Source organism: Cyanobium sp. NIES-981, from assembly GCF_900088535.1.
Classification (GTDB): Bacteria; Cyanobacteriota; Cyanobacteriia; order PCC-6307; family Cyanobiaceae; genus NIES-981.
The window spans coordinates 1,558,390-1,573,567 of record NZ_LT578417.1 but is presented as its reverse complement, the minus strand read 5'-3'; the positions used below and the strand labels follow the sequence as shown (position 1 = coordinate 1,573,567).

The window sequence follows — 15,178 nt, the reverse complement described above, 5'->3', positions numbered from 1 at the left end:
TGCGTAGACTCTCGCAACCAAACCTCCCAGCTGCATGGCGAACACTCCTGCTGGAAAGTCGTCCCCGGTCTACGACTGGTTCGAGGAGCGTCTCGAGATCCAGGCGATTGCCGACGACATCTCGGCCAAGTACGTGCCGCCCCACGTCAACATCTTCTATTGCCTGGGCGGGATCACCCTGGTGTGCTTCCTGATCCAGTTCGCGACGGGCTTCGCGATGACGTTCTATTACAAGCCCACCGTGGCCGAGGCCTACGCCTCGGTGCAGTACCTGATGACCGACGTGAGCTTCGGCTGGCTGATCCGCTCGGTGCACCGCTGGAGCGCCTCGATGATGGTGCTGATGCTGATCCTGCACGTGTTCCGCGTGTATCTCACCGGCGGCTTCAAGCGGCCCCGGGAGCTCACCTGGGTCACCGGCGTCACCATGGCCGTCATCACCGTGTCGTTCGGCGTCACCGGCTACTCCCTCCCCTGGGACCAGGTGGGCTACTGGGCTGTGAAGATCGTGAGTGGCGTTCCTGCTGCCGTGCCGGTGGTGGGTGATTTCATGGTGGAACTGCTGCGCGGCGGTGAGTCCGTGGGCCAGGCCACCCTCACCCGCTTCTACAGCCTCCACACCTTCGTGATGCCCTGGCTGCTGGCGGTGTTCATGCTCATGCACTTCCTGATGATCCGGAAGCAGGGCATCTCCGGCCCCTTGTGACTGTTCGAAACAGTCTCCCACTGCCGCTCCGGCGGCCTTCCTAGCTTCCCCCCACGACCAGCGATCACGGCACCCGGCCAACGCCATGCACATCCTCAAGAAGCCTGACCTCACCGACCCCGCTCTCCGCGCCAAGCTGGCCAAGGGCATGGGCCACAACTATTACGGCGAGCCCGCCTGGCCCAACGACCTGCTCTACATGTTCCCGGTGGTGATCCTGGGCACCATCGGCTGCATCGTCGGCCTGGCCGTGCTTGATCCCGCCATGCTGGGCGACAAGGCCGATCCCTTCGCCACGCCTCTGGAAATCCTGCCCGAGTGGTACCTCTACCCGGTGTTCCAGATCCTGCGGGTGGTGCCCAACAAGCTCCTGGGCATCGCCCTGCAGACCATGATCCCGCTGGGGCTGATGCTGGTTCCCTTCATCGAGAGCTTCAACAAGTTCCAGAACCCCTTCCGCCGTCCCGTGGCCATGGCCGTGTTCCTGTTCGGAACGGTGTTCACCATTTACCTCGGGATCGGGGCTGCTCTGCCGATCGACAAGTCGCTGACCCTGGGTCTGTTCTGATCCAGACCCTGTCGTTGTCAGCTCTTTTCTGTGCACCCCCTGCCGCGACTCCGGTCGCGGCTTTTTTTTGTCTGCGAGTGCCCCCCGCCTTGCTGCGCTGCTGCTCAGGAGTGGAGCAGGCCTGAGGCGGGATCGGGGTCGAGATCCAGCAGGGTCACGTCTTCGGGCTTCATCCGCAGCAGGTGGTGCAGCAGCAGAAAGCCCACGATCGTCCAGGTCTGGTAGGTGCGCGCCTGCTGCCCCACCCAGGTGCCGGTGGGGCCGTCGAAATACTCGGCCCACTGCTGCCTGGGCAGCTGGTTGAGCTGGCTCCAGTAGCACTCCTCCAGCATGGCCTTCATCTGGCCCATCAGCAGCACGTCCGCCTGGGGATGGCACTGCTCGTGCAGCAGGATGGCCCCCCCCAGGAACCAGAGCAGGCTCGGCCAGTGGCCGCCGTTGTGGTAGCTCCAGGGCCAGTTCTTGGGATCGGACCCCGTCTTGTTGCGCCACTCATCGGCCTCCATCGGTGGATGGCAGATGCGCATCGGCATCTGGGCCATCAGGTCACCCCGGTTGTGGAGCACCAGCCGGAACAGGGCCCGCTGCTGCGGCGCGGTGAGCAGGCCGAACAGGCAGGCCAGGGAGTTGCCGAGGCTGTAGAAGCGGAAATCCGGCCGGCCGGTGCGGATGTTGCCGATCAGGTAGCCGCCGCGGTTTTCCAGCCAGTCCTGCAGCCAGGGGGGGATCACCTGGGGCTGCACGTTGAATTCGTTCTCGTGCTGGTGGTCGCCGTACTGCTCGGTGGGCCGCCGGCGCAGCACCTGCATGGTCTTGCTGGTCACCCAGTAGTGCTTCAGCAGGAAGGAGCGCAGGTCATGGAGCCACTGCCGCGTCAGCACCAGCCGCTGATCCAGCAGCCGGCTCATCGAGCTGGTCTTGGCGATCTCCATCAGGTTGCAGCAGCTGCGCAGACAGCCGAACAGCAGCACCTCCACCTCCAGGGGGGCGCCCCACACATCCATGGGACGGTCAATCATGAAGGCGCAGTCCGGCACGAACAGCACCGGCGTGCCTTCGAAGGTGGGATGCAGCACCAGATCCAGCAGCAGCTGCACGCCCCGCTGCACCCGCTGGCTGGTGGCGAACTCCACGTCCTTGCTGCGCTTCACGTAGAGCCAGCAGAGCACCGGCCACCAGAGGCTGGCGTCCACGGAGGTGATGCGGCCGATCGAGCGCTGGCCGTAGTCGGCCACGATCTGGCCCTCCTCTTCCACGAAGCTGGTGGGGAACACGCCGCGGGTCTGGTACTTGGTGCTCTGCAGATCCAGGCACACGCTCAGGAAGTGGCGCACGATCTCGTAGCGCCCCTGCAGCAGCAGGTAGAGCATCACCGGCACGTTGTCGCGCAGGAACACCTCGCCGTAATTGGCCTCGTCGTGTTTGCGCGGATGTTCCAGGGCGGCTACGGAGCCCACCAGTTCGCCTCGCACCCGCACCAGGGTGCGCTCGAAGTGCTCGCGGGCCCTGGCCACCACAGCCTCCTCGCGGGAACTGGGCCTGACGCGCAGGCGCTCCTGGCTGAATTGGGGGGGCATCCGCGCGGGTGGCATGGGCCCCAACGGGCCGGTCCCCAGACCCTAAGCAGGGTGCGGGGATTGGTCAGTGGTCGGCCAGAAGACCGATGCTCCGCTACTGGAGGCGCCGCCCCCGCCGTGACATCTGCTACAGTTTTGGACTGCGCCCCAGGAGCGAGAGCTGCGGGGTTAGCGGGCTTACGGAGGGGAAGCGAGGGCCGCAAGGCAGGAGCCCCCCGGTGATGTAAGTTTTCTGAGTTGCCGGAGCGGGGAACCGCGAGGCAGCGTCCACCGAGAGCACCGGGGTGACTGGTGTGGAGGTGGAGGAACCTGGACAACCGAAACGTTTAGGAACTGACGCTTCCACTGCGTCATGGTCCTGGAGTGAGCTGCTGGCTGAAGAGCCTGGACCTTGAGGGTCTGGGTGCAACGGGTGGGAGTGAGCTGCGGGAGGGTGACGAACGAGCAGTGGGGGTGTGAGGTCCCGTCAAAAGAACACAGCGACCGGCGAGAGCGGGCGAGTGCTGCCGAGCTTGATCACGAAGCGAGGGAGCATGCAAAGCGTCTGCTGAAGCTGGAAGCGAACCGGATCTGAGATCTGGGAAAGCCACGGGAAGCCTGAGATGACGGAGGAGCCATGGGAATGGGAATTCTTGTGGTGAGGCCTGAGTTGAGGGACGAGCGTGCACTCTTTGAAACCATTGTGAAGACAATGGGGCGACGACTGAGTTTGGTACGCCAGTGCCGAGCTTGGGAGTGAGCAAGCCGAGTTGAGGGCCAGGGCTTGACTGGGTGCCGCGAGGCATCTGGTGAGGTGACTGGTTCAAGAGGACCGGACTACAACGGAGAGTTTGATCCTGGCTCAGGATGAACGCTGGCGGCGTGCTTAACACATGCAAGTCGAACGCACCTTCGGGTGAGTGGCGGACGGGTGAGTAACGCGTGAGAATCTGCCCTCAGGAGGGGGATAACGGCTGGAAACGGCCGCTAATACCCCATATGCCGCGAGGTGAAATGAGTTTTCGCCTGAGGATGAGCTCGCGTCTGATTAGCTAGTTGGTGGGGTAAGAGCCTACCAAGGCATCGATCAGTAGCTGGTCTGAGAGGATGATCAGCCACACTGGGACTGAGACACGGCCCAGACTCCTACGGGAGGCAGCAGTGGGGAATTTTCCGCAATGGGCGAAAGCCTGACGGAGCAACGCCGCGTGAGGGATGAAGGCCTCTGGGCTGTAAACCTCTTTTCTCAAGGAAGAAGATCTGACGGTACTTGAGGAATAAGCCACGGCTAATTCCGTGCCAGCAGCCGCGGTAATACGGGAGTGGCAAGCGTTATCCGGAATTATTGGGCGTAAAGCGTCCGCAGGCGGTCTTGAAAGTCTGTTGTTAAAGCGTGGAGCTCAACTCCATTTAAGCAATGGAAACTACAAGACTAGAGTGTGGTAGGGGCAGAGGGAATTCCCGGTGTAGCGGTGAAATGCGTAGATATCGGGAAGAACACCAGTGGCGAAGGCGCTCTGCTGGGCCATAACTGACGCTCATGGACGAAAGCCAGGGGAGCGAAAGGGATTAGATACCCCTGTAGTCCTGGCCGTAAACGATGAACACTAGGTGTCGGGGGAATCGACCCCCTCGGTGTCGTAGCCAACGCGTTAAGTGTTCCGCCTGGGGAGTACGCACGCAAGTGTGAAACTCAAAGGAATTGACGGGGGCCCGCACAAGCGGTGGAGTATGTGGTTTAATTCGATGCAACGCGAAGAACCTTACCAGGGTTTGACATCCTGCGAATCCCTGAGAAATCGGGGAGTGCCTTCGGGAGCGCAGAGACAGGTGGTGCATGGCTGTCGTCAGCTCGTGTCGTGAGATGTTGGGTTAAGTCCCGCAACGAGCGCAACCCACGTCTTTAGTTGCCAGCATTAAGTTGGGCACTCTAGAGAGACCGCCGGTGATAAACCGGAGGAAGGTGTGGATGACGTCAAGTCATCATGCCCCTTACATCCTGGGCTACACACGTACTACAATGCTACGGACAAAGGGCAGCAAACTCGCGAGAGCTAGCAAATCCCATAAACCGTGGCTCAGTTCAGATCGTAGGCTGCAACTCGCCTACGTGAAGGAGGAATCGCTAGTAATCGCAGGTCAGCATACTGCGGTGAATACGTTCCCGGGCCTTGTACACACCGCCCGTCACACCATGGAAGTTGGCCACGCCCGAAGTCGTTACTCCAACCCTTGTGGAGGAGGACGCCGAAGGTGGGGCTGATGACTGGGGTGAAGTCGTAACAAGGTAGCCGTACCGGAAGGTGCGGCTGGATCACCTCCTAACAGGGAGACACAACTGATTGTGATGTCTGAGCGCCACGAGGACGAAAGTCTGAAGGGCCCAATTGTCTCAGGCCACGGTCCTGTCATCTCGAAGGTCGATCGGTACCTCAAGGAGAGAGTCAGCGAACTGAAGCAAGGCTGAAGCAGGGAGATCCGCGAGGGTCAAGCTGTGACGGTGCTGGATTTGGTGAGGCTGTGCGATCTTTTTCAGTTCCTAAACGTTGTCTAGGTCACCCCACGAGCTCCCAGACCGTGGCTTGCGAGAGGAGAGGGTCCGAGAGGACAATCTCTTGGAGGAAGACGTGTTGCGGGAGATTCCTTCCTGGGCCATTAGCTCAGGTGGTTAGAGCGCACCCCTGATAAGGGTGAGGTCCCTGGTTCAAGTCCAGGATGGCCCATTCGCCGCCTGCCCAGCAGGCAGGACTTGCCGGCTGGGGGTTTAGCTCAGTTGGTAGAGCGCCTGCTTTGCAAGCAGGATGTCAGCGGTTCGAGTCCGCTAACCTCCACTGACGCAGCGCGGGAAGGCAAGGGAGCACGATGATGTTGCTGCCGAGCCGGAATGCAGGCGGGACACCCCGAAAGCCAGAAACCCGATCGCCAGGAAGCAAGGCGTGAGGAGGTGACCAGACAGACGGTAGGTTTCAGCAGCATCAAGAGAGATTTTGATGGCTGCGGATGATAGCTGCGGAGTTCAGCCTCTGCTCATTCCTGATCATCAACGGTGATCAACGATTGAGCCGATGCTGGATTCACTCTGTGAGCGTGAGTTGACAGAGAGAAGACAGCAGAACCTTGACAACTGCATAGGTGAGTCTGGAAAGAAAGCATCTCATGGAGGCTTGATTTCCTGCGCTGGAGGGAGTGGCGATGAGCCAGTACCAAGAGCGTGCGGGAATCGGCAATTCTATGGAGACAAGAGCCGAGAGCTTTCAGTGTTCTTTTGCCTTCCGCCGAGGAGGGGAGAGTCTGATCCAGCATTCCAGCGAACGCGTGAGGGCAGTGGCAACGATCATCCGATGAGGGTGATGGAAGCTGTTGCCTGAGCGTGTGAATGGAATGGTGAGAGAATAGGTGTCAACAACCTGAAGCACTGGGAGTTTAAATGGTCAAGCTACAAAGGGCTCACGGTGGATACCTTGGCACACAGAGGCGATGAAGGACGTGGTTACCTGCGATAAGTCTCGGGGAGCTGGAAACACGCTTTGATCCGGGAATTTCCGAATGGGGCAACCCCTAGAACGGCCGCCTGAATCCATAGGGCGGTGCGAGCCAACCCAGCGAACTGAAACATCTTAGTAGCTGGAGGAAAGGAAAGTAAAAACGACTCCCTCAGTAGCGGCGAGCGAACGGGGACAAGCCTAAACCGATGCTTTCGAGCATCGGGGTTGTGGGACAGCAACGTGTATCAGGGAGATTAGGAGAAGCGTTTGAATGGCGCGCCACAGAGGGTGAAAGCCCCGTAACCGAAAATCGAACTGAGCTAGCTGTATCCCGAGTAGCACGGAGCACGTGAAATTCCGTGTGAATCCGCGAGGACCACCTCGTAAGGCTAAGTACTCCTGTGTGACCGATAGCGCAACAGTACCGCGAGGGAAAGGTGAAAAGAACCCCGGGAGGGGAGTGAAATAGAACATGAAACCGTGAGCTTACAAGCAATGGGAGCCCGACTGATCGGGTGACCGTGTGCCTGTTGAAGAATGAGCCGGCGACTTATAGGCACTGGCAGGTTAAACCGGGAATGGTGGAGCCATAGCGAAAGCGAGTCTGAATAGGGCGATCGTCAGTGTTTATAGACCCGAACCCGGGTGATCTAACCATGGCCAGGATGAAGCTTGGGTGATACCAAGTGGAGGTCCGAACCGACTGATGTTGAAAAATCAGCGGATGAGCTGTGGTTAGGGGTGAAATGCCAATCGAACCCGGAGCTAGCTGGTTCTCCCCGAAATACGTTGAGGCGTAGCGTCTCGTGCTCCAGCAGGGGGGTAAAGCCACCGTTTCGGTGCGGGCTGCGAGAGCGGTACCAAATCGAGACGAACTCTGAATACCCTGTGTGAAGCGAGGCAGTCAGACTGTGGGGGATAAGCTCCATGGTCGAAAGGGAAACAGCCCAGACCGCCAGCTAAGGTCCCCAAATCAATGCTGAGTGATAAAGGAGGTGGGATTGCCCAGACAACCAGGAGGTTTGCCTAGAAGCAGCCATCCTCAAAGGAGTGCGTAATAGCTCACTGGTCGAGCGATCCTGCGCCGAAAATGAACGGGGCTAAGCATTGTACCGAAGCTGCGGATTTAAATGTTCTTAGGAACATGTGAATGGTAGGGGAGCGTTCCATGTGGGGTGAAGCGTTAGCGTAAGCGGGCGTGGACTGCATGGAAGTGAGAATGTCGGCTTGAGTAGCGAAAACATGGGTGAGAATCCCATGCCCCGAAACCCTAAGGGTTCCTCCGGCAGGCTCGTCCGCGGAGGGTTAGTCAGGACCTAAGGCGAGGCCGAAAGGCGTAGTCGATGGACAACAGGTCAACATTCCTGTACCTGTCATGTTTTGGGAAGGGGGACGGAGAAGGCTAGTCCAGCCAGACGTTGGTTACTGGTTCAAGCGTTCGAGGTGTTGAGGGACGGCGAAAACGTCCTGAGCTGAGGCGTGAGTACGAGCGGCTACGGCCGCGAAGTGGATGATGTCAAGCTTCCAAGAAAAGCCCTATACCCGTTAAGGCATGATGGCCTGTACCCGAAACCGACACAGGTGGGGTGGTAGAGAATACCGAGGGGCGCGAGGTAACTCTCTCTAAGGAACTCGGCAAAATGGCCCCGTAACTTCGGGAGAAGGGGTGCCACCGCGAGGTGGTCGCAGTGAAGAGGCCCAGGCGACTGTTTACCAAAAACACAGGTCTCCGCTAAGTCGCAAGACGATGTATGGGGGCTGACGCCTGCCCAGTGCCGGAAGGTTAAGGAAGCCGGTCAGCGAAAGCGAAGCTGGCGACTGAAGCCCCGGTGAACGGCGGCCGTAACTATAACGGTCCTAAGGTAGCGAAATTCCTTGTCGGGTAAGTTCCGACCCGCACGAAAGGCGTAACGATCTGGGCGCTGTCTCGGAGAGAGGCTCGGCGAAATAGAATTGTCTGTGAAGATGCGGACTACGTGCACCCGGACAGAAAGACCCTATGAAGCTTTACTGTAGCTTGGTATTGTGCTCGGGCTCGGAATGCGCAGGATAGGTGGGAGGCTATGAACCATTGCTTGCGGGTGATGGTGAGCCACTGGTGAGATACCACTCTTTCCGAGCTAGAGTTCTAACAGCAACCCGTTATCCGGGTGCTGGACAGTATCAGGTGGGCAGTTTGACTGGGGCGGTCGCCTCCTAAAAGGTAACGGAGGCGCGCAAAGGTCTGCTCAGGCTGGTTGGAAATCAGCCGACGAGTGTAAAAGCAGAAGCAGGCTTGACTGTGAGACCTACAAGTCGAACAGGGAGGAAACTCGGCTTTAGTGATCCGACGGTTCTGAGTGGAAGGGCCGTCGCTCAACGGATAAAAGTTACTCTAGGGATAACAGGCTGATCTCCCCCAAGAGTTCACATCGACGGGGAGGTTTGGCACCTCGATGTCGGCTCATCGCAACCTGGGGCTGAAGTCGGTCCCAAGGGTTGGGCTGTTCGCCCATTAAAGCGGTACGCGAGCTGGGTTCAGAACGTCGTGAGACAGTTCGGTCCATATCCGGTGCACGCGCAGGAATATTGAGAGGATTTCTCCCTAGTACGAGAGGACCGGGAGGAACGCACCTCTGGTGTGCCAGTTATCGTGCCAACGGTAAACGCTGGGTAGCCATGTGCGGAGAGGATAACCGCTGAAAGCATCTAAGTGGGAAGCCCACCTCAAGATGAGTATTCCCATGGCATAAGCCAGTAAGGTCACGGGAAGAACACCCGTTGATAGGCTCTACGTGGAAGCGCAGTAATGTGTGAAGCGGAGGAGTACTAATAGACCGAGGGCTTGACCATCAACTCGAGCTCTTGTGCTTGATTCCAGAGGATGTTGATCACAGCCAGGCCTGGTGCCCCTGCAGAGGGGAGTCAGGTGGGGCAGGTGATCAGGATCTAACCTATGCAGTTCTCAGGGTTCACCTGGGAGCGCGACGACTATCCTGGTGTCCATGGCGCAGTGGAACCACACCGATCCATCTCGAACTCGGTTGTGAAACGCTGCAGCGCCGACGATATTTGGGGGGTAGCCCCCTGAGAAAATAGGTCGATGCCAGGTAAAACTATTGCTGCTCCAAAGAAGAAGGTCCTGCGTGAGGCAGGCCGGAAGCCACCTGCGGGTGGCTTTTTTTGTGGCTTGGTTTGTGGCCCGGACCCCGGAGGCGGGGCGGGCCTGGAGTACTGAACTGCTGGAGTGGGGTCATCGTTTCCCCGGCAGGATCAGCAGGTTGGTGTAGTCCTCCACGCAGGGGAAGGCGGCAGCTGCCCGGGCTGAGTTGCCTGGTCGGAGGCTGAACACCACCTGCAGACCCGCCTGCTGGGCGGCCACGCACTCGGCCAGCGCATCGCTGATGAACAGGATTTGCGCGGGGGCGGCCTCCATCACCTCTGCGATCCCCCGATAGCTTGCCGGTTCGTGTTTGGCGCCATTGCGTGTATCGAACCAGTGGCTGAACAGGGGGCGAAGGTCACCAGCCGTGCTGTGTTGGTACAGCAGCTTCTGGGCTTGCACAGACCCAGATGAATACACCGCCAGGGTCAGTCCCTGGCGTTTCCAGCGTTCCAGTGCAGACGGCACATCCTGGAACAGCGGGGCCTGGAGAATGCCTTCGGCATAGCCCTCCTCCCAGATCAATCCCTGAAGTTCCTTCAGGGCTGTCAGTTTTCTGTCCTGCCTGATCAGCAGCGCGAGGTAGTCGGCCACCCTTGCATTCGGCTGTTCTCGCAGCTGCTGTGCTGCCGGATCGGCATCCCGGGTCCAGGCCTCTCGGGCCGCCTCCAGCAGAGCCAGCACTGGAGGGTTCTGGCCCTGCTGCTCGAGATAGCTGTCCAGTTGGGCGGCTGCGTAGGGGAACAGCACCTCGGCCACAAAACTCACCGGGCAGGTGGTCCCTTCAATGTCAAGCAGCAGGTGGCTGACGCCCTGGCAGGTCACTGTCGGGCCGGATTGGGGGATGGTCATCGCGGCTCCTGCCGGCGGTTGAGCAGCGCATCGAGCTGCAGCTGGCGCCACTGCTGCTCCAGCAGGAATTCATGGATCTCGAGATGACGCCGTGCTTCCGGCAGATCACGCCCCCAGGCGTAGAGACCGTGGCCGGCGATCAGGATGCCCATCGGTGCCTCGGCCAGCAGCGGGCGAGCCCTGGCGCTGAGCCGTTGCATGTCCTGGTCGTTGGCCAGCACCGGCACCTCCACCTGGGTGGCGTGGGTCTGCACCCCTTCGAGCCCCTTCAGCATTTCCAGATCCCGCAGGACCAGCCGTGCCACCCCGTCCTGGGCGGGTCCGTGATGCCGGGAGAGCAGGGTGCCGGCCTGGGAATGGGTGTGCAGCACGGCACCAGCCCGGGTGGTTTCCACGATGGCCAGGTGCAGCAGGGTCTCGGCACTGGCCCGCCCCTTTCCCTGGATCACCTCGCCCGTGCTGCTCACGGTGATCAGGCTTTCGGGCGGCACGCTGCCTTTGTCCACCCCACTGGGTGCCATCAGCAGCACCAGCGGGTGCCGGCCGAGCACACAGCTGAAATTTCCACCCGTACCATCGCACCAGCCCCGCCGGTGGATGGCGGCCATGGCTTCGCTCAAGGCCCGGGCCAGCGCTGGACGGTCAGGCGGCGGAGAGCCTTGGGGTTGGTGATGTGACAGGACGGACGCGGCCAAGGTGTGAGCGCGAGGGGCAGAGGCGGCACCGACCGGGGGCCGGCGGGGGCTGGCGACGAGCAGGGGTGCCCCGGCGTCAATGCTGGCAGTTCGGGCACCAGTGGCTGCTGCGGCCGGCCAGCTTCTGACGCTCGATCGCTGTGCCGCAGCGCCGGCAGGGTTCACCCCCGCGGCGGTACACCCACGCCACTCCCCCGTAGTTGCCGTTGGTGCCGGTGAGGTCGCGGAAGTCGCTGAAGGTGGTGCCTCCGGCTCCGATGCTGGTCTCCAGCACCTCCACGAGCGCCCGCACCAGGCGCTCGAGCTGGGGCAGCCGGAGTTGCCCGGCGGGGGTATGGGGGCGGATGCCTGCCGCAAACAGCGACTCGTCGGCGTAGATGTTGCCCACGCCGGCCACCAGCGCCTGATCCAGCAGGGCGTTCTTGATCGGTCGCGCTGAGCCGTGCAGCCGCCCCTGCAGGTAGGACGGCGTGAAGTCCGGACCGAGAGGTTCGGGGCCCAGGCGCCGGAGTCCACCCATCACCGCCTCGGGAGGCTCGCCCGGGGGAATCCACCACATCTGCCCGAAGCTGCGGGTGTCGATGAAGCGCAGCTCCTGGCCCTGGGCGTCCCATAGCTGTACGCGGGTGTGGCTGCAGGGAGGGCGGGGTTCGTCCAGCCACAGGAACTGGCCGGTCATGCGCAGATGCACCCCCCAGTGGCCGCCGTCGCCGCCGTCGCTTGCCAGATGGCTGATCAGATACTTGCCGCGCCGCCGCCAGTGCTGCACGGTGCATCCCTGCAGTGCCGCCGCAAAGGCTTCGGGATCCTGGGGGCTGGCCACGGCCCGTGCCCGGTGCACCACCACCCGTGCGATCGCGAACCCATGGGTCTGCCGCTCAAGCCCCCGTCGCACCGTTTCGACCTCAGGCAGTTCCGGCACGGAAGGGGCGGGGGTGGATTGTGGTGGCATCGTGGCGCACGCGCCGGCCCGACCCCCGGGGACAGGGCTGGCCAACAGCGCAAGGCCCCGGCTTGAGCAAGCCGGGGCCCAGAAGGTGTCTTGACCTGAAGCTGCCCCACAGGGCGGCATCGGTGGCCCGGAGACGCTGCCGAGGTAGGAGCCCCGGCCATGGTCACGGCTCCGGGCGGTGGTCGATCAGGCTTTCTCCAGCTCGGCTTCGGCGAAGTTGTTGGTGTTGATGCCGCCCTCGGAGCCGCTGTAGCCGTTGTAGTTCACCTTCTCGAAGCGAACCACCACGGGGTAGCGGATGCCCGAGGTGTCCACCGAGGCGACGGTGCCGACTTCATTGAACCAGTAGGACTCAGGGCGCTTGATGCGTACTTTGTCGCCGCGGGAAATGGCCATCGCTGCGCTTTGGAATCGGAGGCTGCCGTAGGGAAGATACCCGTCTTCTCCTGGGCTGCCGGGGGCGGCGTCACGATTCGTCGCCCTTGCCCGCCTGCCGGAGCGGATCGGGGTGCGTGGGAGCATCGGCGCTGTTGCAGCCGGCGAAGGCCCATGGGTTCCTCGGAGCTTTCCGCACCTCCCGCCCTTCACCTGGAGCTGCCGGATCCGGAGAGCGACACCATCAGCACGATGGAGTTCCTGGCCCGGCTGGAGGAGGCCTGGGCGGTGTGCGACCGCTTCGACCTGCAGACCGAGATCTGGCGCGGACGCATTCTGCGGGCCGTGCGGGACCGGGAGAAGCGCGGCGGGGAGGGCCGCGGCACGGGCTTTCTGCAGTGGCTCCGCGAGCGGGAGATCAGCAAGACGCGCGCCTACACCCTGATCCAGCTGGCGGAGTCCGCCGACGACCTGGTGGGAGGGGGGCTGCTGGAGGAGAGCAGCGTGAACAACTTCTCCAAGCGGGCCTTCCTGGAGACGGCCCAGTCGGACCCCGAGGTGCAGCAGATGATCTCGGAGGCGGCCAACGACGGCCAGCAGATCACCCGCAAGCAGGTGCGCCGCCTCAGCGACGAGTTCACCGCCGCCACCAGCCCGCTGCTGCCGGAGGAGATCCGGCAGCGCACCGCCGAGAACCTGCTGCCGCCGCGGGCGGTGGCGCCCCTGGTGAAAGAGCTGGCCAAGCTGCCCCAGGAGCAGCAGGAGGACCTGCGCCGGGTGCTGCGCGAGGAGCCCGAGCTCGACCGGGTGCGCGATGTGACCAGCACGGCCCGCTGGCTCAGCAAGGCCGCCGAGGCGGCCCTGGCGGTGCGGGCCTTCCAGCAGGGGGACCTGGATTTCGAGCGGGCCCTCCAGGAGGCCCAGCGCCTCGATGCCCTCGGCCTGCTGGCGGATGCGGTGGGGCAGGCCCAGGTGCTGGAAGCGGCCGTGCTGAAGCTGCACACCAGCTGGCGACGGCTGGGAGGCCTGCAGGAGCGGCTCTGGGTGGAGAGCGGCAGCAGCACGCCCCATCTGCGGGAGCTGCTCACCGCCCTGCAGACCCTCAGCGGCAGCGTGCTGCGGGTGTCGCTGGGGGAGCTGGCCGGCGGCAAGCGGGTGCGGCTGCAGCTGGTGGAGGAGAGTCCCGAGCAGCTGGAGGCCCCACCGCTGCCCTGACGGCCTGCGGTTCCGGGCCGCAGCCGGGGCTACACCAGATCTGGGGGTCGCTATCCTCAGCCTGCGCTGGGGCTGGTGAGTTTGGCCGATTCCGCGTCCCCCGTCCGGGGTACGCCGAGCCTCCTGGAGGATGCCCTGCGGCAGCACTTCGGCTGGTGCGCCTTCCGGCCCGGCCAGCGCCCCGTGGTGGAGGCCCTGCTCGCCGGCCAGGACTGCCTGGCCGTGCTGCCCACCGGTGGTGGCAAGTCGCTCTGCTTCCAGCTGCCGGCCCTGGTGCGGCAGGGGCTGGTGCTGGTGATCTCCCCCCTGGTGGCCCTGATGCAGGACCAGGTGATGCAGCTGCAGCGGCGGGGGATCGCGGCGGCCTGTCTGCACCGGGGGCTCGGCGTCAGCGAGCGCCGCAGCCTGCACGGGGCCCTGCGCGACGGCCGGCTGCGGCTGCTCTACCTGGCCCCGGAGCGGCTGCAGGTGGAGGCCACCCGCCAGTTGCTGGAGGAGGTGCTGGACAGCGGCCGGCTGGTGGCCCTGGCCGTGGACGAGGCCCATTGCATCAGTGCCTGGGGCCACGACTTCCGCCCTGACTACCGGCGGCTGGGCCAGCTGCGGGCGCTCTGCCCGGGGGTGCCCCTGGTGGCTCTCAGCGCCACTGCCGCCCCCCGGGTGCGGGCCGACATCATCCGCCTGCTGCAGCTGCGGCGGCCCCTGGTGCAGGTGCGCTCCGCCCGCCGCACCAACCTCACCTATGCGATGCGCCGCCGCCCGGCCGATCCGTTGCCCCTGGTGCTCGAGGCGGTGGCCCGGGCCCGGGGAGCGGTGCTGATCTATGCCCGCACCCGGCGCTCCGTGGAGCAGTGGGCGTCAAGGCTGCTGGTGGCAGGCCTGGAGGCCATCGCGTACCACGCTGGTCTGGATGCGGAGAGCCGGGTGCTGGCGCTGGAGCATTTCCAGCAGCAGCCCCGGCCGGTGCTGGTGGCCACGGTGGCCTTCGGCATGGGGGTCGACCGGCCGGACGTGGGCCTCGTGCTGCATCTGGATCTTCCCCCCAGTGCCGAGGGCTATCTGCAGGAGTCGGGTCGGGCGGGCCGGGACGGCCTCCCGGCCGAGTGCCTGGTGCTGTTCGACCCGGCTGATCGCACCACCCTCGGCTGGGCGATCCGTGGTGCGGCCGCCGGCCACGGATCCGGTGACGCTGGGGCCGCTCAGCAGCGGCTCGAGCTGGCCCAGCGGCAGCTGCGCCGGATGGAGGCGGTGGCCGAGGGGGAGACCTGCCGGGAGCAGGCCCTGCTGCTGGCGGTGGGAGAGCTGGTGCCGCCCTGCGGCCGCTGTGACCGCTGCCTGGAGGAGGACCGCCGCCGCGACTGGTCCGGCAGGGCCACCCGGGTGCTGGCCTGCCTTCAGCAGCGGGGCGGCCAGGATCTGCGCAGCCTGGCGGCGGATCTGGCGGATGGAGCCTCGGGCCAGGAGCAGGAGCGGTGGGCCTGGCTGGCCAGGCGGCTGGTGCAGGAGGAGCTGCTCAGCGAGAGTGACGACGGCGCCCAGCGGCTGTACCTGCGCACGCGCGGCCGCCATTACCTGCGCCAGCCCTGGCCCCTGCACTGGGCGGCCTGATGAGTGCCGCCTGATAGGGGCTGC

At 63.4% G+C, this 15,178-nt stretch carries 9 protein-coding genes, 2 tRNA genes and 3 rRNA genes; 9 read left to right on the top strand and 5 right to left on the bottom strand.

What is annotated here, in order from left to right; all coding sequences use genetic code 11:
- The first annotated feature begins 34 nt into the window (after positions 1-34).
- Together petB and petD are read left to right on the top strand one after the other, a co-directional pair.
- Positions 35-706 carry a cytochrome b6 gene (petB, locus tag CBM981_RS08060; RefSeq protein ID WP_087067991.1) on the top strand — a complete coding sequence of 224 codons (672 nt, stop codon included), beginning with the start codon at positions 35-37 and terminating at the stop codon, positions 704-706.
- 85 nt (positions 707-791) lie between these two features.
- Positions 792-1,274, top strand: a complete 483-nt coding sequence (gene petD, locus CBM981_RS08055) for a cytochrome b6-f complex subunit IV (RefSeq protein ID WP_006911783.1) — start codon at positions 792-794, stop codon at positions 1,272-1,274.
- Positions 1,275-1,378: 104 nt separating this feature from the next.
- On the opposite strand, the gene CBM981_RS08050 is transcribed toward petD, so the two are convergent.
- Positions 1,379-2,851: a glycoside hydrolase 100 family protein gene (locus CBM981_RS08050; RefSeq protein ID WP_087067990.1), complete on the bottom strand. Its 1,473-nt coding sequence runs from the start codon at positions 2,849-2,851 to the stop codon at positions 1,379-1,381.
- An 818-nt stretch (positions 2,852-3,669) separates the two neighbouring features.
- On the opposite strand from CBM981_RS08050, the gene CBM981_RS08045 reads away from it, so the two are divergent.
- From CBM981_RS08045 to rrf, 5 genes are all read left to right on the top strand, one after another.
- Positions 3,670-5,155: ribosomal RNA gene (locus CBM981_RS08045) — 16S ribosomal RNA — on the top strand.
- A 324-nt stretch (positions 5,156-5,479) separates the two neighbouring features.
- A tRNA-Ile gene (locus CBM981_RS08040) sits at positions 5,480-5,553 on the top strand.
- A gap of 35 nt (positions 5,554-5,588) precedes the next feature.
- Positions 5,589-5,661: transfer RNA gene (locus tag CBM981_RS08035), tRNA-Ala, on the top strand.
- 598 nt (positions 5,662-6,259) lie between these two features.
- Positions 6,260-9,147 (top strand): 23S ribosomal RNA (locus CBM981_RS08030).
- Between the two features lie 142 nt (positions 9,148-9,289).
- Positions 9,290-9,406: ribosomal RNA gene (gene rrf / locus CBM981_RS08025) — 5S ribosomal RNA — on the top strand.
- Together the 16S, 23S and 5S rRNA genes with 2 tRNA genes alongside form the textbook arrangement of a ribosomal RNA operon.
- A gap of 141 nt (positions 9,407-9,547) precedes the next feature.
- On the opposite strand, the gene mtnC is transcribed toward rrf, so the two are convergent.
- The 4 genes from mtnC to CBM981_RS08005 all read right to left on the bottom strand — a co-directional run bounded on the left by mtnC (position 9,548) and on the right by CBM981_RS08005 (position 12,352).
- Positions 9,548-10,309 carry an acireductone synthase gene (gene mtnC / locus CBM981_RS08020; RefSeq protein ID WP_087067989.1) on the bottom strand — a complete coding sequence of 254 codons (762 nt, stop codon included), beginning with the start codon at positions 10,307-10,309 and terminating at the stop codon, positions 9,548-9,550.
- On the bottom strand, positions 10,306-10,929 hold the full coding sequence (gene mtnB, locus CBM981_RS08015; RefSeq protein WP_255376816.1) for a methylthioribulose 1-phosphate dehydratase: 624 nt from the start codon (positions 10,927-10,929) through the stop codon (positions 10,306-10,308). The genes mtnC and mtnB overlap by 4 nt, the downstream gene beginning before the upstream one ends.
- A 151-nt stretch (positions 10,930-11,080) precedes the next feature.
- The gene (locus CBM981_RS08010) at positions 11,081-11,926 is read right to left on the bottom strand and encodes a DNA-formamidopyrimidine glycosylase (protein WP_087067988.1); all 846 of its coding nucleotides are present in this window, start codon (positions 11,924-11,926) and stop codon (positions 11,081-11,083) included.
- Positions 11,927-12,142: 216 nt separating this feature from the next.
- Entirely contained in the window at positions 12,143-12,352 is a 210-nt protein-coding gene (locus CBM981_RS08005) for a photosystem I reaction center subunit IV (protein WP_087067987.1), read from the bottom strand.
- Positions 12,353-12,505: 153 nt separating this feature from the next.
- Here CBM981_RS08005 and CBM981_RS08000 point away from each other — a divergent pair, with 153 nt between their 5' ends.
- Both CBM981_RS08000 and CBM981_RS07995 read left to right on the top strand, forming a co-directional pair.
- Complete coding sequence (locus tag CBM981_RS08000; RefSeq protein WP_087067986.1) at positions 12,506-13,546, top strand: hypothetical protein; 1,041 nt, start codon at positions 12,506-12,508, stop codon at positions 13,544-13,546.
- A 75-nt stretch (positions 13,547-13,621) separates the two neighbouring features.
- Positions 13,622-15,154: an ATP-dependent DNA helicase RecQ gene (locus tag CBM981_RS07995; RefSeq protein WP_087067985.1), complete on the top strand. Its 1,533-nt coding sequence runs from the start codon at positions 13,622-13,624 to the stop codon at positions 15,152-15,154.
- Positions 15,155-15,178: the final 24 nt, after the last annotated feature.